A 15,427-nucleotide genomic window follows, 5' to 3' on the forward strand; every position below is an offset into this window, starting at 1 on the left:
GCTTTCTACCCAAGACTATCAGTGGCTATTAATAGTCGACATGCCTGTCATTGATTCCGCAGCGACGGCGACATCTTCAAATGCCGTAAGAAACCGAAGCAGCCTTTGTAGGAAAACTGAATTACTCGGTGCAGAGTAGCAGCCTTTCCCCGTAATATTCATGCCGGCCATTGTTCTCATATGGCCGCTCCCGTCAAGCTTGATGACTCTGCCAGGACTCCAGATGAATCGTAATGACCTGCGTCGTGTCGACCTGAACCTGTTGATCGTTTTCGAAACATTGATGCACGAACGCAGTGTGACCCGCGCTGCGGAGAAATTGTTCCTTGGTCAGCCGGCCATCAGTGCGGCGCTCTCGCGCCTGCGCGGGCTGTTCGATGATCCATTATTCGTGCGCACCGGGCGCAGTATGGAACCGTCCGCGCGGGCGGTGGAGATCTTCGCCCTGCTCTCCCCGGCCCTGGACTCGATTTCCACGGCCGTCAGCCGTGCAGCGGAATTCGACCCGGCGACCAGCACGGCGGTGTTCCGCATCGGTCTGTCGGACGATGTCGAGTTCGCTTTGTTGCCGATGCTGCTCAAGCGTCTGCGCGCCGAATCGCCAGGGATTGTGCTGGTGGTGCGGCGGGCCAACTACATCCTGATGCCGAGCTTGCTGGCCTCGGGCGAGATTTCAATCGGCGTCAGCTACACCGCCGACCTGCCGGCCAACGCCAAGCGCAAAGTGCTGCGCCGCAGCATGCCCAAACTCTTGCGCGCCGACACCGTTCCGGGACCGCTGAGCCTCGACGACTTCTGCGAACGCCCCCACGCGTTGGTGTCATTTGCCGGCGACCTGAGCGGCTTTATAGATGAAGAGCTGGAAAAACTCGGGCGCAAACGTCACGTGGTGCTCGCTGTGCCGCAGTTCAACGGGCTCAGCACACTTATCAGCGGTACGGATATCGTCGCGACGGTGCCGGATTACACGGCTGACGCGTTGACGGCCGCAGGCGGTGTGCGGGCGGAAGATCCGCCGTTGCCGGTGCGCAGCTTTGAGTTGCACATGGCGTGGCGCGGGTCGCAGGACAATGACCCGGGGGAGCGTTGGTTGCGGTCGCGGATTCAGATGTTCTTTGGGGATCCGGACAGTCTGGCTTGAGTTGTTTATAACGGCTTCTGGCGCCTTCGCTGGCAAGCCTGCTCCCACAGGGATTTGTGGCGCTCATCGGATCCCCGTGGGCGCGGGATTGCCCGCGAAGACTGCGACTCGGTCTCCTGTCCTTTGCACTCCACGCAACACTGAATTGTCATCAATCACATTGATCGCGTTCTAGCCTGAGGCGCATGCTAGAGGGCTTGCTCTGACCTCATATCATTCCGAATGATAGTTACCTTTGCTTCATTCGATTCGTGCGATACCCCCTCGCCGAGCATCATCCGCCCATCTCAATACATTGGCGGATGCATCCATGGAACAGTCATTCAAACATTTGCGCTTCCCGTTGGCCCTCTTGGCCGTAGTGGTGATGAGCGCTTGCGGCAAGGCTCCGGAGTCTGCCGCGACCATGCCTGCGGCGAAAGTCAGCGTCGCCAAGGTGCTGGAACAACCGGTCAATGAGTGGGACGAATTCACCGGGCGCCTCGAAGCGCCGGAAACGGTAGAGATTCGTCCACGGGTCTCCGGTCAGATCGATGACGTGGCCTTCACCGAAGGCGCGCTGGTCAAGAAAGGCGACTTGCTGTTCCAGATCGACCCGCGTCCCTTCCAGGCTGAAGTCCGCCGCCTCGAAGCGCTGGTCGCGCAGTCTCGCGCCAATGCCACCCGTAGCGAAAATGAAGCCCAGCGCGGTGAGCGTCTGCGCATCAGCAACGCGATTTCCGCCGAGCTGGCTGATTCGCGCACCAGCGCTGCACAAGAAGCCCGCGCTGCAGTCGGTGCCCTCCAGGCACAACTGGACCTGGCGAAACTGAACCTGAGCTTCACCCGCGTCACCGCACCGATCAGCGGCCGTGTCAGCCGTGCGGAAATCACCGCGGGTAACCTGGTGACCGCCGACACCACACCGCTGACCAGCGTAGTGTCCACCGACAAGGTCTACGCCTATTTCGACGCTGACGAGCGGGTGTTCCTCAAGTACACCCAACTCGCTCGCCAGGGCAAACGCGGCGCAACCACCCCGGTTTACCTCGGTCTGTCCAACGAAGACGGCAACCCGCATCAGGGCGTGATGAACTTTGTCGACAACCAGGTCAACCCGAAAACCGGCACCATTCGTGGTCGCGCCGTGTTCGACAATACCGACGGCACCTACACCCCAGGCCTGTATGCCCGCCTGAAACTGGTCGGCAGCGGCACCTACTCCGCCGTGCTGATCAACGATGAAGCAGTCGGTACTGACCTCGGTAAAAAGTTCGTGCTGGTGATGGATGCGGACAACAAAACCGCCTACCGCGCAGTTGAACTGGGTCCGAAAATCGAAGGCCTGCGCATCGTGCGCAACGGCCTGAACAAGGATGACACGATCATCGTCAAGGGCCTGCAACGGGTACGTCCCGGTTCGCCAGTCACCCCTGAGGTGATCCCGATGGCCAGCGAACAAACCCTCGCGGCACTCGCACAACAACGACAAGCGCTGGAAGCCAGCAACCTGCCTCAAGTTGCACCTGCCAAGGTCGCGCCGGGTTCGGTTGTGAAACTGGCTGCTGCGACTCCACGCGGTTAAGGGACGACAAACTCCGATGAATTTTTCCCAATTCTTCATTTCACGGCCAATTTTTGCAGCGGTGCTGTCGCTGCTGATCCTGATCGCCGGCGCCATCTCGCTGTTCCAGTTGCCGATCAGCGAATACCCGGAAGTCGTGCCGCCGACCGTTGTGGTCCGCGCGAACTTCCCGGGCGCCAACCCAAAAGTCATCGGTGAAACCGTGGCCGCTCCATTGGAGCAAGCCATCACCGGCGTCGAGAACATGTTGTACATGTCCTCGCAGTCCACCGCTGACGGCAAGATCACCCTGACCATCACTTTTGCGCTGGGCACTGACCTGGACAACGCACAGGTGCAGGTGCAGAACCGCGTGACCCGCACCGAACCGAAGCTTCCAGAAGAAGTGACGCGCATCGGTATCACCGTGGACAAGGCCTCGCCCGACCTGACCATGGTGGTGCACTTGACCTCGCCGGACAAACGCTACGACATGCTCTACCTGTCCAACTACGCCCTGCTCAACATCAAGGATGAGCTGGCGCGCCTGGGCGGTGTCGGGGACGTGCAGCTGTTTGGTATGGGCGACTACTCGTTGCGTGTATGGCTCGATCCGAACAAGACCGCTTCGCGCAATCTGACCGCGACCGACGTCGTAACCGCGATCCGCGAACAAAACCGTCAAGTCGCTGCCGGTGCCTTGGGTGCACCACCCGCACCGAATGCCACGGCGTTCCAGTTGTCGGTCAACACCCAGGGTCGTCTGGTTTCCGAAGAAGAGTTCGAGAACATCATCATTCGCTCCGGCGACAACGGTGAAATCACCCGCCTGAAAGACATCGCGCGCGTCGAGCTGGGTTCAAGCCAGTACGCCCTGCGCTCCTTGCTGAACAATCAACCGGCGGTGGCGATCCCGATCTTCCAGCGCCCGGGTTCCAACGCGATCGAAATCTCCAACGAAGTTCGCGACAAGATGGCGGAGCTGAAGAAGAGCTTCCCTGAAGGCATGGACTTCAGCATCGTCTATGACCCGACGATCTTCGTGCGCGGCTCCATCGAAGCGGTGGTTCACACGCTCTTCGAAGCACTGATCCTCGTGGTGCTGGTGGTGATCCTGTTCCTGCAAACCTGGCGTGCCTCGATCATTCCGTTGGTGGCGGTGCCGGTTTCGCTGATCGGTACGTTTGCGGTGATGCATTTGTTCGGCTTCTCGCTGAACGCCTTATCACTGTTCGGATTGGTACTGGCCATCGGTATCGTGGTGGACGACGCCATCGTGGTGGTGGAGAACGTGGAAAGGCACATCGAGCTGGGAGAAACGCCCGTAGAAGCCACCAAGAAAGCCATGCGAGAGGTGACCGGCCCGATCATCGCGACGGCGCTGGTGCTGTGTGCGGTATTTATCCCGGCGGCGTTCATTTCCGGTCTCACCGGCCAGTTCTACAAACAGTTTGCCCTGACCATTGCCATCTCGACCGTGATCTCGGCGTTCAACTCGCTGACACTGTCCCCTGCCCTGGCCGCCGTGCTGCTCAAGAGCCACCATGCGCCGAAAGATCGCTTTACCAAAGTGCTTGATAAACTATTGGGCGGCTGGCTGTTCCGTCCGTTCAACCGGTTCTTCGAACGCGCCAGTCATGGCTATGTCGGCACCGTAGCCCGGGTTATCCGCAGCAGCGGTATTGCCTTGCTGTTGTACGCAGGCTTGATGGTGCTGACCTTCTTCGGTTTCTCCAGCACCCCCACCGGTTTCGTACCCGGCCAAGACAAGCAATACCTGGTGGCCTTCGCGCAATTGCCGGATGCTTCCAGCCTGGACCGCACCGAAGACGTGATCAAACGCATGTCCGACCTGGCCTTGAAACAGCCTGGCGTGGAAAGCGCGGTAGCGTTCCCGGGCCTGTCGATCAACGGATTCACCAACAGCCCGAACGCCGGCATCGTGTTCGTGACCCTGAAACCGTTCGACGAGCGTAAAGACCCGAGCATGTCCGCCGGTGCGATTGCCGGTGCATTGAACGGCCAGTTCGCCGGGATTCAGGAAGCCTACATGGCGATCTTCCCGCCGCCGCCGGTACAAGGCCTGGGCACCATCGGTGGTTTCCGCTTGCAGATCGAAGACCGGGGCAACCTGGGCTACGACGAGCTGTACAAAGAAACCATGAACATCATCACCAAGAGCCACAACGTGCCGGAACTGGCCGCCCTGTTCACCAGCTACACGGTGAACGTGCCGCAAGTCGATGCCGCCATCGACCGGGAAAAAGCCAAGACTCACGGCGTGGCCGTCAGCGACATCTTCGACACCCTGCAGATCTACCTGGGTTCGCTGTATGCCAACGACTTCAACCGCTTTGGTCGTACCTACCAGGTCAACGTTCAGGCTGAACAGCAGTTCCGCCTCGAGCCGGACCAGATCGGTCAGCTGAAAGTGCGCAACAACAAAGGCGAGATGATCCCGCTGGCGACCTTCATCAAGGTCAGCGACACCTCGGGCCCGGACCGCGTGATGCACTACAACGGCTTCATCACCGCTGAAATCAACGGTGCGGCAGCCCCCGGCTACAGCTCCGGCCAGGCTCAAGCGGCCATCGAGAAACTGCTCAAGGAAGAACTTCCGAACGGCATGACCTACGAATGGACTGACCTGACCTACCAGCAGATTCTGTCCGGCAACACCGCGCTGTTCGTGTTCCCGCTCTGCGTATTGCTGGCGTTCCTGGTACTCGCGGCGCAGTACGAAAGCTGGAGCCTGCCACTGGCGGTGATCCTGATCGTACCGATGACCCTGCTGTCGGCCATCATCGGTGTGATTGCTTCGGGAGGCGACAACAACATCTTCACCCAGATCGGCTTGATCGTACTGGTGGGACTTGCGTGCAAGAACGCGATTCTGATCGTCGAGTTCGCCAAGGACAAACAGCAGGACGAAGGCATGAGCCCGCTGGCTGCGGTGCTCGAAGCGTGCCGCCTGCGTCTGCGGCCGATCCTGATGACCTCCTTCGCGTTCATCATGGGTGTGGTGCCACTGGTGTTCTCCAGCGGTGCCGGTGCCGAAATGCGTCACGCCATGGGTGTGGCGGTGTTCTCCGGGATGCTCGGGGTGACGTTCTTCGGTCTGTTGCTGACACCGGTGTTCTACGTGTTGATTCGTAATTTCGTGGAGCGCGGCGAGAAGCGCAAAGCGGCCAAGGCCCTGAAACTGGAGGCGCAACAATGAGCCTGAAAGCCTTCCTGCCGAGCCTGCTGGTACTGGCCCTGAGTGCTTGTGCCGTCGGCCCGGACTACAAGACCCCGGCCACCGAACCGGCGAACATCACCACCGCCACCGATGGCGCTGCCGGTCAGAAAAACTACGACCGCTCGCGTTTCGAGGGCATCTGGTGGCAGCAGTTCGAAGACCCGACCCTCAACCAGTTGGTGACACAATCCCTGCAAGGCAACCGCGATTTGCGCGTCGCCTTCGCGCGCTGGAAAGCGGCCCGGGCGATTCGTGATGACGCCAGCAATGACGCCATGCCGACCATCACCAGCCGCGCCAGCAGTGATCTGGGCAAAGGCCAGATTCCGGGCCAGACCACCAAACGGGTCAATAGCGAACGCTATGACCTGGGTCTGGACATGGCCTGGGAACTGGACCTGTTTGGTCGCATCCAGCGCAACCTGGAATCCAGCGACGCCGAACAGCAAGCGGCCGAAGCCGATCTGTACCAACTGCAAGTCAGCATGATTGCCGAACTGGTGGACGCCTACGGTCAACTGCGCGGTGCGCAACTGCGGGAAAAAATTGCCCTGGCCAACCTGAACAACCAGCAGGAATCGCGCAAGATCACCGAAAGCCTACGTGATGCCGGCGTCGGCGATCAGCTTGATGTGGTCCGCGCCGATGCGCGTCTGGCGTCTGTCGAAGCCAGCGTGCCGCAGTTGCAGGCCGAGCAGGTCCGGCAGAAAAACCGTATCGCCACCCTGCTGGGTGAACGTCCGGACAAACTGACCGTCGACTTGAGCCCGAAAGACTTGCCGGCGATTGCCAAAGCGCTGCCGATCGGTGATCCGGGCGAACTGCTGCAACGTCGTCCGGACATTCTCAGCGCCGAACGCAAACTGGCTTCAGCCACGGCGCGTATCGGCGTGGCCAAGGCGGATCTGTTTCCAAGGGTCAGCCTCAGTGGCTTCCTCGGCTTTACTGCCGGGCGAGGTTCGCAGATCGGTTCCTCGGCGGCCAACGCCTGGGCGCTGGGCCCGAGCATCACCTGGGCAGCGTTTGACCTAGGCAGTGTTCGAGCCCGCTTGCGCGGTGCCGACGCAGATGCCGAAGGCGCTCTGGCGACTTACGAGCAACAAGTGCTGCTGGCGCTGGAAGAGTCGGAAAACGCCTTCAGTGATTACGGCAAACGCCAGCAACGTCTGATTTCGCTGATTCGCCAGAGTGAATCCAGCCGTGCGGCCGCTGATCTGGCGGAAATTCGCTACCGCGAAGGGTCGTCAGACTTCCTCGTCCTGCTCGATGCCCAGCGCGAACGTTTGGCGGCAGAAGACACTCAGGCCCAGGCCGAAGTCGATCTGTATCGCGGCATTGTCGCGATTTACAAGGCCCTTGGTGGCGGTTGGCAACCAGAGACGGTCGCCAGCAAGTAACGCGTCAATTGCTTCTTTGGTTGGCCGCAACCAACCGATTTTTTGCCCCGCGCCTCATTCGGTCGCGGGGCTTTTTTTTGTCTGCACGATGAGTGAAATTACTAGAGTCCCCTGTGGGAGCGGGCTTGTCCGCGATGACGGTCGCACATTCAACAACGTGGTGACTGATCAACCGCTATCGCGGGCAAGCCCGTTCCCACAGTGATTAGCGGTGATCTTCGGTAGTGCGGTTTTCCTCAATGGTCACAGTGGCCGTTGTCCCCGCCCGCAGTGTGTCTTTGCCGGCATAGTCGGGGTCAATCCTGATCCGCACCGGCACCCGTTGCGCCAGTTTGACCCAGGTGTAACTGGGGTTGATGTTGGCCAGCAGGCGGCCACCGGGCAAGTTCTCGCGGTCGGCGATGGCGAAAGCAATACTTTGTACCGTGCCACCGAACGTTTCACCGCTCATCAATTCGATCCTGACCCGATCACCCTCCCCGATTCTCGGCAACTTGGTTTCTTCGAAATAGCCGCTGACATAGAACGAACCGCTGTCCACCAACGCCAACAACGCGCCTCCGGCCGCGGCATAGTCGCCCTGCCGGGTCAGCAGGTTGGTGACGTAACCGCTGACGGGCGCTTCGACCCGGGTACGCTGCAGATCCAGCTCAGCCTGGGTCAATGCCGCGAGGGCCAATTGCACATTGGCCTGCGCCAGCCCCAGGTTGGCCTGGTTACGCAGCAACTCGGCCTGCGCTACCGCCACCTCGGTACTGGACTTTTCCCATTCTTCGCCAGAAATCGCAAAGCGTTGCTTGAGCGTGCGCCGTCGGCGCTCTTCACTTTGGCGTTGGCGCAGCAGCGCTTCGCTGGCGACAATCGTTGCTTCGGATTGACCGAGGCTAGCCTTCGAAACCTCCACCGAACGCTTGGCATGTTCCACTGCGAGAACGTAGCGAGCCGGGTCGATCTCCAGCAGTAACTGGCCCTTGTCGACATGCTGATTGTCCTGAACCCCCAGCGCGACAATGCGACCCGAGACATCGGCAGACAATGTCACCACATCAGCCCGCACCCGCGCATCGCGAGTCCAGGGTGCGCGGGTGTAATGCTCCCAGGCGAACCAGCCGAGCACAAAGGCCAGCACCACCACCGCTACTGTTGCGAGCCGGGCAAGGATCTTCTTCAAGGCATCAAGCTCCCATCACCAGAATCAGCGTTGCGCAAACACAGGCGTACAACGCCCCCTCAAACAAGGCTTCGTGCCAGACGAACCGCAATACACCGAGGCGGCGCAGGGTCCAATCCAGCAGCAAAAAAATCGGCAGGGCCAGCAACAGCGCCTGCGCAATCGGCGGCAAATAGACGCCCCCTACTTCCAGGTCAATGGGCAAGGACGGGATCTCCTTCCTGTTCAGTGGGTTGAAACCAAGCGCGATATCGCTCCAGAAACGACACCACAATCAATAACGCCACGCGCATCCTGAAGACCGACCACAAGTGTTGATGAACGTCCAGATGCAAGTCGTCCATTTCATCACCCAGGACTCGCAGGTTTTCCAGCAACCGTTCAAGGTCGATCCCGGGGCGCCCGGCAATCAGTCGCCCGGTCTCACGGACTGCCGCCAGCAAACGGTTCAATTGATCGGTACTCAGCAACGCGTTGCTTTGCCCCTGTTGCCTGAGCTGATTCAACGCCACGCCCAGTGCCATGCACCCGAGGCTGACTTCAAACAGGTCTCTGGAATGCTTGTCAGTGGTGGCCGGCAACAGGCCCAACATCATGGTCAGGCTATCGACCATGCGGCTTTCAAAGGAAAATTGTTGTTCGTCGGTGGCCGGGGTCTTCAGCAATGCGTAGACCTGCTCGCAGTTCTCTTTGAACAGTCGACGTATCCGCAACACGGGCCGGAACGGGAATATCAAGGCGTACACACTTAGTGCCAGTGCGGCGGCACTGATATAGGCCCCGGCAAACTCGAACCACTGAATCGCCGTGTTTTGCCCGATGCCGACGTTTTGCGGGCCCAGCAACAGCATCGTCGTCAATCCGAGGCCAATCCCGGTGCCCGTGGTTGGCGGGCTGGACAAACCCACCGCAACGGCATACAGCAACGGCGCGAGCAGCAAGGCCAGCAGTTCGAAGCCGCTGATCATCGGAATCAGCAAGAACAGGTAGAGCGCCGACACCACCAGCGCCAGACCCAAACCCCTGGCAAAGCTTTGGCTGGCCAGTAGTGGTCGGGGAAAAGTCGCCATCAGCGAACAGAGAATCCCCACCACAATCATCCCGCCCCGGGCCCCGTCCCAACCGGTCTCGATCCAGATGAACCCGGCGACCACCAAGGCAGTAAAGGCGCGGATCGCATTCATTGCCGCCAGCGTGAAATCCAGATGCAACGGATTGTCCTGTCCGCGAAAGACGCAGCTGGCCGCACGTTCTTCCTGAATGGCATCGCTCAGCTCGAGCATCTGTCCCAGTTGCTCCAACATCCGGGCCTGTTCCCAGCGCAGTGCCCAGGCCAGGGAGCGCAACGTGGCAGGCATCGTCTCGGTGAGTTGTTCAGCCTTGTAGGCCTGATCATCGAAACGCTGTTGCAGCGCCGCGAAATGGTGCCGCGCCTCGCTCGACAGCGAGCGCCCTTGAAGGGCCAGTTGATCGAGGAAGGCCAGCTCTTCAGCGCGCAACAGCTGAATTTCCTCGGGTAGAGCTCCTTGCCAACGCTCGGTCAGCAGTTCTCGCTGGTGACGCAGCGCCGTCAGCCGCGAGGTGAGCAGCACGAGCTGGTTGCCCAGTAACTGCACGAGGCCATTGGCACTGCGCAACCGTGGCGCGTCGAAATACAAATGCCGACGCACGCCTTCAAGAGCGCTGATCTCCCCCAACAGTTGCATCTGTCGGCGGTGGAAGTCAGCCTCGTTTTCTTCAGTGCGAATGACCGCAGCGGCATGGGTAGCCAGCAGCTTGATGACTTGATCGATTTTGGCGAAATAGTCCCGGGCCACGGTTTCCGGGCGCGCGGTGAGCAGGCTGACCACACATACGCAGGCCACCGCCAACAAGGTTTCGGTGACGCGGGTCACGGCCAGCAGGAACGTGCCGTCCTGATCAGGCACGGCCAGCAGCGCCACGACCACCGCCGTGTAGCCGCTCAAGACAAATGCCTGGGAACTGGTGTAACGCAACAAGGTGCCGCCAGCGGTACACAACGCCAGCCACAAGGCCAGGGTAACGATGAAAGGCAACGGCGCCTGGGGAAAGATCGCCATGATCAACACCGCGACCACGGCCCCGAGTGTGGTGCCGACGACTTGGCCGAAGCTGCGAGCCAGGGCCATTCCGCCCAATGGTTGACTGACGATGACCACCGCCATGATCGACCACTTGGGCTGGTCAAGGTCGAACAGGAACGCCAGGTACAGCGTCAACAGCCCGGCTGCAATGGTTCTCAAGGCGAACAACACCACCGCCGGCCCAGGGTTGAGTATTGCCTTGAAGTATTGAAGCAGTGGTTGCATGGGCGTGCTCATCGAGTTCTCTCCAGCAAGCGTAGTCACTGCTTCGGTGGCTCGACAGGGTTTCAGTATCGACAGGACTTGTAGGAAAAATACTGTCAATCCGCTGCGCAATGGCCTCAGGGTTTGACTCACAGCCCGGCCTGACCGAAGCTGGCGACCTTGCAAAAGCTTGCCAGCTCCCGGATTCCTGCATGCCCCAGTCCCGCCGTTACCTGATCATCAGCCTCTGCACCTTGTTTGCCATCGGCCTTGCGTGGTTTTTCCTGCGCAGCACTGCGCCCGTGGTGCCGGAAGCGATCAAGCGCGGTTACAGCGAAGCGCTGAACCAGGCGCGGACGGGGCAACCGGGCGCAGCGCGGGTTTTGTATCAGCAGTTGGGCCGCCCTGACATTTCCCCCAAGCGCCGCGTCTGGCTGCATGCCGAACTGCCCAATTATCCGAGCACTGTTGCCCTGAAACTGGCGGACGCAGACCTGCAGCATCCGGCCGTCGAGGTGCGCATCGCTGCGATCAAAAGCATCAGCGGTTTAGTCCCGAGCGGGCAACGCAGCCTGCTGCTGGGGCCGCTGCTCGATGACAGCGAACAACACGTGCGGTTCGCCGCGGTGAACGCGTTGCTGGGACTGTCGCCGGACGACCTTGGGTTGTATTTCGGACCGTTGCAGCAGGCGATCGACGCGTGGGAGCAAGTGCTCACCAGTGCGCCAGACAGCGCGGACAACCAGTTCCAGCTGGCCCGACTGCATCTGCATAACGGCGAATTCAAGGCGGCGCAACAGGCGTTGGAGAACACCTTGCGCCTTGCTCCTGACAATCTGCCGGCACTGGTGATGCAGATCGAGGTGCTGGACAAACTAGGCCAAAACGAAGCCGCCCGGCTGCTACTGGCCAAACAGTTGAAGGCTCAGCCCGATTCCGCTTACCTGCAACATGCCCTGGGGCTCTGGTTGCTGCATCACGGACAGAGCGAATTCGCCCTGCTCGGCCTGTCCAAAGCCGTGGAGCTGGAACCGGACAATAAGGATTACCGCTACGACCTCGCCACCACGCTGCACGACGAACAAGAGCTGGAAGCGGCGCAGAAGCAGTTGCAGGAAATCGTCCAGCGCCACCCGGCCGACCGTAAGGCACGGGTGTTGTTGATCAACTATTGGAAAGAAAGCGGGCAGCTGCAAAACGTGCAGATTCTGTTGGCGCAACTCGAACAGCTCAATCCGGACGACCCGGCGTTACAGCAAGGGCTTTAAATCATTATTGACCTGGCGGCCGCTATCGCTGGCACGCGGGCTCCTGCAAAGTCAGGTGTAACAAAAGGTTGAACCGTCGTCTCGGCCAACGGTCAAGTGATCAGGCAGTCCATTCAGGTATTCAGACCTGCTGCCTCGCTTCCCCTAGTCATGAGAGGGCATTTTTTGTCTACATCTAACGAGTTGTTCAGTGCAAAAGCCGCCACCGGCATCGAAGGTCTGGATGACATCCTGGCCGGTGGACTGTCCCGCGGCCACGTGTTTTTGCTGGAGGGTGAACCCGGAACCGGCAAAACCACCGTCGCTTTGCATTTTCTGTTGGCCGGTGCCAGAGCCGGCGAACGCTCGTTGTACATCACCCTGTCCGAAACCGAGCGCGAGCTGCGCCAAGGGGCGCGCTCCCATGGCTGGGAGCTGGATGACAACATCCACATTTTTGAGCTGACCCCGCCGGAAAGCCTGCTCAATGCCGAGCATCAGCAGAGCCTTCTGTACTCCTCGGACCTTGAACTGGGTGAAGCCACCAAGCAGATTTTCGAAGTGGTCGAACGGGTCAAACCCACTCGTGTGGTGCTCGACAGCCTTTCCGAAATTCGCCTGCTGGCCCAAAGCTCATTGCGCTATCGCCGCCAGATCCTCGCGATTAAACACTACTTCGTGCGCTATGACGCCACCGTGGTGCTGCTGGACGACCTGACCACCGAATCCCTCGACAAAACCGTGCACAGCGTTGCCCACGGCGTAATTCGCCTTGAGGAGCTGACCCCCAACTATGGCGCCGAACGCCGGCGCATCCGCGTGGTGAAGTACCGCGGCCAGAAATACCGCGGCGGTTTCCATGACTTCACCATCATGGGTGACGGCGTCCACGTCTTTCCGCGCCTGGTGGCCGCCGAACATCGTGGCAAGTACGTGCGCACGCAACTCACCAGTGGCATCAAGGAAATGGATGCCCTGCTCGGCGGCGGCATCGAGACCGGTTCCAGCACCTTGATCCTCGGCCCGGCCGGTACCGGCAAATCACTGATCTCGATGATTTTCGCCGCTGCCGCCGTGGCTCGGGGAGAAAAAGCCGCGCTGTTCATCTTCGATGAAGACCTCGGCCTGCTGTTTGAACGCATGAACAACATGGGCATCGACCTCAAGGCCCTGCAAGACACCGGCAACCTGCTGATCGAGCAAGTGGATGCGGCGGAATTGTCCCCCGGCGAGTTTTCCCACCGGGTTCGGCGTTGCGTCGATGTGCGCAATATCAAGACCGTGGTCATCGACAGCATCAACGGCTATCAGGCGGCGATGCCCGAAGAAAACGCCCTCGTGCTGCACATGCATGAATTGCTGCTGTACCTCAACCGCCAGGGCGCTGCGACTTTCATGACCGTCGCCCAGCACGGTCTGGTCGGCGACATGCAGGCCCCGGTGGACATCACCTACCTGGCGGATACCGTCATCCTGCTGCGCTACTTCGAAGCACTGGGCAAGGTTCGCCGGGCCATTTCGATCATCAAGAAACGTACGGGCAGCCATGAATCGACCATTCGCGAATACCGCATCAGCGGACACGGCATGACCATCGGCGAACCGCTGGACGCTTTCCAGGGTGTGTTGCGCGGCGTGCCAACTTACCTGGGTGCGAGCAATCCGTTGCTCGGGGACCCGTTCCCATGACGGTCATGCAAGCTACGTCCGAGCGCGCGATCATTCTCGCGCCGCTGGGACGTGACGGCCAGATTGCCCTGATGATGCTCAACGAAGCCGGTTACGACGGTGTCATTACCCGGGATCTGATCGGCCTGTGCGCCGAGCTGGAGCAAGGCGCCGGGTTGCTGCTGATCTCCTCCGAGGCCTTGCTGGGCGGCGATATCGAACCGTTGGTCGGACTGATTGAACAACAGCCGTCGTGGTCCGATCTGCCGATTGTTCTGATGACCTACCATGGCGGCCCGGAACAGAACCCTGCCTCGCGCTTCGGCCCGCAACTGGGCAATGTCACCTTCCTTGAGCGCCCTTTTCATCCGGTGACGTTGATCAGCCTGGTGACCACCGCGCTGCGCGGCCGACGACGACAGTATGACGCCAGGGATCGGCTGATCGATCTGAGTCAAAGCGAACTGCGCCTGCAAACCACCCTCGAAACCCTGGAACAGCAGGTCGAGGAACGCACCGCACAGTTGCGCCACAACGAAGAAGCCCTGCGCCAATCGCAAAAAATGGAGGCGGTCGGTCAACTCACCGGCGGCATTGCCCACGACTTCAACAACATGTTGACCGGGATCATCGGCAGCCTGGAACTGTTGCGCCGACGCCTGGCGCGTGGACGCACTGAAGACCTCGACAGCCTGATCGATCTTGGCGTGACGTCGGCCAACCGTGCGGCGGGGCTGACCCACCGTCTGCTGGCGTTCTCGCGGCGTCAGTCGCTGGACTCCAAACCCGTGGAGATGAACACCCTCGTGGTGTCCATGGGCGAGCTGTTGCAGCGCAGCATCAATGAGAGCATTCAACTGGACATGCAGTTGAGCGAGCAGTTGTGGGTGGCCGAGGCAGATCCCAATCAACTGGAGAGTGCCCTGCTCAATCTGGTGATCAACGCGCGGGATGCCATGCCTGATGGCGGAAAACTTGTCGTCAGAACCGGCAATCAATACTTGGACAGCGATTTCACCGAAGCCCACAACACCCTGAAACCCGGTGATTACGTGGTGCTTAGCGTTACCGACAACGGTTGCGGCATGCCGCAAAGCACCATCAACCGCGCGTTCGACCCGTTTTTCACCACCAAGCCAATCGGCCAGGGCACGGGCCTTGGGTTGTCGATGATCTACGGTTTCAGCAAACAATCGCGCGGGCATGTCGCCATTCAAAGTGAAGTGGATGTAGGCACCACCGTCAGTCTGTTTCTGCCACGCTTTGGTGGTGAGCTGCCCGAGCCCCCGCCGATAGGCGTCCAGCATGCGCTGTTCGCGCAAAACGGCGAAACGGTGCTGATCGTCGAGGATGATCCGGCTGTGCGGGTGCTGGTGAGTACGGTGCTGAGTGACCTGGGTTACGCCTTCGTCGAGGCCGGTGACGCCGACAGCGCGGTGCCGATTCTCGACTCCGGGCAGCGTATCGACCTGATGATCAGCGACGTCGGGTTACCAGGCATGAATGGCCGGCAACTGGCAGAAATCGGCCGCCAGTACCGGCCCGACCTCAAAGTGTTGTTCATCACCGGCTATGCGGAACACGCGGCAGTGCGCGGTGGTTTCCTTGATCCGGGCATGCAGATGATCACCAAGCCGTTTACCTTCGACCTGTTGACGGCGAAGGTGCGGGAGATGATCCGAATCTGAAGATCGCCCCTGCAGGAGCCAG

General features: G+C 60.2%; 10 protein-coding genes. 7 read left to right on the forward strand and 3 right to left on the reverse strand.

Annotated elements, in window-relative coordinates; all coding sequences use genetic code 11:
* Positions 1-223: 223 nt before the first annotated feature.
* The 4 genes from F8N43_RS06440 to F8N43_RS06455 all read left to right on the forward strand — a co-directional run bounded on the left by F8N43_RS06440 (position 224) and on the right by F8N43_RS06455 (position 7,322).
* Positions 224-1,141 carry a LysR family transcriptional regulator gene (locus F8N43_RS06440; protein WP_150629616.1) on the forward strand — a complete coding sequence of 306 codons (918 nt, stop codon included), beginning with the start codon at positions 224-226 and terminating at the stop codon, positions 1,139-1,141.
* A 310-nt stretch (positions 1,142-1,451) separates the two neighbouring features.
* A complete protein-coding gene (gene mexE, locus F8N43_RS06445; protein ID WP_150629618.1) occupies positions 1,452-2,705 on the forward strand; it encodes a multidrug efflux RND transporter periplasmic adaptor subunit MexE in 1,254 nt (417 codons plus the stop codon).
* A 16-nt stretch (positions 2,706-2,721) separates the two neighbouring features.
* Positions 2,722-5,904 carry an efflux RND transporter permease subunit gene (locus tag F8N43_RS06450; protein WP_150629620.1) on the forward strand — a complete coding sequence of 1,061 codons (3,183 nt, stop codon included), beginning with the start codon at positions 2,722-2,724 and terminating at the stop codon, positions 5,902-5,904.
* On the forward strand, positions 5,901-7,322 hold the full coding sequence (locus F8N43_RS06455) for an efflux transporter outer membrane subunit (RefSeq protein WP_150629622.1): 1,422 nt from the start codon (positions 5,901-5,903) through the stop codon (positions 7,320-7,322). The genes F8N43_RS06450 and F8N43_RS06455 overlap by 4 nt, the downstream gene beginning before the upstream one ends.
* A 205-nt stretch (positions 7,323-7,527) precedes the next feature.
* Here the strand turns inward: F8N43_RS06455 and F8N43_RS06460 are convergent, their stop codons facing one another.
* From F8N43_RS06460 to F8N43_RS06470, 3 genes are read right to left on the reverse strand one after another with little or no spacing between them, the layout of a single operon-like run.
* A complete protein-coding gene (locus F8N43_RS06460; RefSeq protein ID WP_150653431.1) occupies positions 7,528-8,493 on the reverse strand; it encodes an HlyD family secretion protein in 966 nt (321 codons plus the stop codon).
* Between the two features lie 4 nt (positions 8,494-8,497).
* Positions 8,498-8,698 (reverse strand): DUF1656 domain-containing protein, encoded by a 201-nt coding sequence (locus F8N43_RS06465; RefSeq protein WP_008026537.1) that lies wholly within the window; start codon positions 8,696-8,698, stop codon positions 8,498-8,500.
* Complete coding sequence (locus F8N43_RS06470) at positions 8,688-10,835, reverse strand: FUSC family protein (RefSeq protein ID WP_150653432.1); 2,148 nt, start codon at positions 10,833-10,835, stop codon at positions 8,688-8,690. Before F8N43_RS06470 ends, F8N43_RS06465 begins: the two co-directional genes overlap by 11 nt.
* A 179-nt stretch (positions 10,836-11,014) precedes the next feature.
* Here F8N43_RS06470 and F8N43_RS06475 point away from each other — a divergent pair, with 179 nt between their 5' ends.
* The 3 genes from F8N43_RS06475 (at position 11,015) to F8N43_RS06485 (ending at position 15,405) form a co-directional block, all read left to right on the forward strand.
* Positions 11,015-12,070: a tetratricopeptide repeat protein gene (locus F8N43_RS06475; RefSeq protein ID WP_150653433.1), complete on the forward strand. Its 1,056-nt coding sequence runs from the start codon at positions 11,015-11,017 to the stop codon at positions 12,068-12,070.
* 165 nt (positions 12,071-12,235) lie between these two features.
* Positions 12,236-13,738, forward strand: coding sequence for an ATPase domain-containing protein (locus F8N43_RS06480; RefSeq protein WP_150653434.1), 1,503 nt, complete (start codon positions 12,236-12,238; stop codon positions 13,736-13,738).
* A complete protein-coding gene (locus tag F8N43_RS06485; protein WP_150653435.1) occupies positions 13,735-15,405 on the forward strand; it encodes a response regulator in 1,671 nt (556 codons plus the stop codon). The genes F8N43_RS06480 and F8N43_RS06485 overlap by 4 nt, the downstream gene beginning before the upstream one ends.
* Positions 15,406-15,427: the final 22 nt, after the last annotated feature.

This window comes from Pseudomonas fluorescens (assembly GCF_902498065.1).
In the GTDB taxonomy this organism is placed as follows: domain Bacteria; phylum Pseudomonadota; class Gammaproteobacteria; order Pseudomonadales; family Pseudomonadaceae; genus Aquipseudomonas; species Aquipseudomonas fluorescens_BJ.